At 52.6% G+C, this 2,184-nt stretch carries 1 protein-coding gene and 1 pseudogene; both read left to right on the forward strand.

Translation table 11 applies throughout. The annotated features are described in order from the left end of the window. Positions 1 to 892: 892 nt before the first annotated feature. On the forward strand, positions 893 to 1,186 hold the full coding sequence (locus AB3X86_RS38025; RefSeq protein ID WP_368599876.1) for a DUF3757 domain-containing protein: 294 nt from the start codon (positions 893 to 895) through the stop codon (positions 1,184 to 1,186). 498 nt (positions 1,187 to 1,684) lie between these two features. Beyond that, a pseudogene (locus AB3X86_RS38030) lies at positions 1,685 to 2,056 on the forward strand (transposase); the annotation flags it as partial. Positions 2,057 to 2,184 lie beyond the last annotated feature (128 nt).

Here is a 2,184-nt window from a genome sequence, read left to right on the forward strand (position 1 = left end):
GATCCTCAGGAAGCTGAGGCTTTTTTACGCCGCTGTTCTGGCCGCTTTGCTCAACCGCTCAATCGCTGTCGAATACCAGCCGTGAGGGCAAGCGTCGTCCAAAACGAATTATTCAGACCCGACTACTGTGTCACTTAATCCATTTGCGACGAGCTGATACTGGCAGAATTGGATAGACAAGCTTCAGGCGCTTGCGATGAGGGAAGACATCGACGAACTTGACGCGCATTGGAATCATCTGCGCCAGAGCCATAGCACGCCGATTGTCACGCCGCCATAACGGGTTACTGTTCGCGGGTCAGTGTTGCCCCTGTCGCGCAGAGCGTCGAGCCGATGGCCACGCGCATTAACCCACGCGCGAGTGCGAAGCACCCGTCACTCCACCAAAGTAATTCCGGATCAGGTAAAGATGCCACAGCAGACACACGCGCTTCTCCTCGACGCAGTCGCTCCTACGACGCTCGGGTGGTACGCGGCACTGATGCGTGATTAGATCCGGGCACCGGAACTGAGCTAGGCTAAAAATGGGCGCTACAAGGCCAGAACAGTCTGGCATTGGCATGATTGTCGCGCTGCGACGTCTTGTTACTAGCCAAATGGATCAATTCAGATGGCGTTCGCTCGCGACCTCCAACGCTTATAGACAGAGCTTTCACATGACCATCAAAAATATTGCCTCCGGCATAAATAGTCTTTATTTGATGTGGTCGCCGCTATTGCGGTATAAACCCGAGTGCTAAATTTTAGTCGCGAAGAATTTCAGATCATCGAAAGTGACAATTGACTATCCCTTACACGCAATCACTTTCACATCAAGATCTATTATAAAATTCATTATTTCATGCATAAGTGATTTATGGATGCCCCCCTACAACATAGAGGATTCGAGACAATGAAGAAGAGCCTTTTCGTTCTTACGCTTGCGCTCGGCGCATCTTATCACGTGTCTGCTGCAACGTTCGAAGGCTGCCCGATGCGCGGCGAGATCAAGATGGCAGGGAGTGTGTACACCGCAACAGCCAGCGATAACGAGGGTATATGGCTAGGTATTGTGAAAGGACCGGACGAAGGTAGTATCAAGGAATTTCCCTCGGCCACGTTTTATCCAGCGCAGCTTAATAATGCTGGCACCGGTCAACCAGCGTTAGTCAAGTGCTCCTACGAACTTTCCAGGGGGGCTATGTGAATCTACAGTACATACCTAGGTCTCCGCTACCGGCTTTGGATTTGCGCGATCTGAATCAATGGCGCAGAAAAAATGGCCCGTACAACCCTGACTATTACGAGTGCACTGATCCGGCCGCTTGGCGTTGTAGGTTCCTTGTCGTTCGACCGTCTTGAGCAATCGGTGAAAGCTTGAGCAGCTTCCAGTGGAAGACGTGTTGGTGCAATCGCAGAAGCCGTGACGTCTAGCGTATCTCGCAGCACTGTCAACTTGTCGGCAGTAGCGTGGACTGCGCCGAAGAGTCAATCGCTAACAAGACAGTCAACGGATTTTGAGCCATGTCGGCGAATTCCCGCCACGCAGCGAATCGGGATGCGAGTTGTTTGCGATCCAGATTCATCCAACACATTCAGCAACGTGACAATATCGTTAGAAGTATTTAGGGAAGGTCTGCAAAAGTCCTGGCGTTGACGTCTCGGTGGACTATCCTGGGAGAATGCAGGTTTAAGGGGTACCTCGATGACACAGCCTGGTCTTGGTCTGGATCTTTCAACGAAACGCACGCGCAAGCGGAAACTTCTCGATGAGATGAGGCGCGTTGTCCCATGGTCGAGGTTGATTGCATTGATCGAACCGCACTATCCAAGGGGTAAGACTGGAAGGCCGCCGTTTCCTATTGCGACGATGCTGCAGATCCACTTCATGCAGCAGTGGTTTGGTCTGTCAGACCCGGCGATGGAAGGGGCGCTTTATGACGTGCCGCTGTATCGTGAATTTGCTGGGCTGGACGAGGGTATGACGCGTTTGCCGGACGAGAGCACGATTCTCCGGTTCCGTCACCCTCTCGAAGCGCACGGCCTGGCTGCACAGATGCTCACGCTGGTCAATGAGATGAACCGCCCCGGGATTTCCGGAGGCTCCACTTCTTGAGAAAATGGAGCTATGGAAAACACGAAGAAGAAGTGCCCAAGGTACTCGCCTGAAGTTCGTGAGCGGGCTGTGCGAATGGTTCTGGAACA

This window comes from Paraburkholderia sp. BR14374 (assembly GCF_040948685.1).
Taxonomy (GTDB): Bacteria; Pseudomonadota; Gammaproteobacteria; order Burkholderiales; family Burkholderiaceae; genus Paraburkholderia; species Paraburkholderia youngii.

Bases quoted from the DNA above. Each gene is read 5' to 3' on its own strand.
- AB3X86_RS38025 (WP_368599876.1), top strand. From the start codon at position 893: ATGAAGAAGAGCCTTTTCGTTCTTACGCTTGCGCTCGGCGCATCTTAT.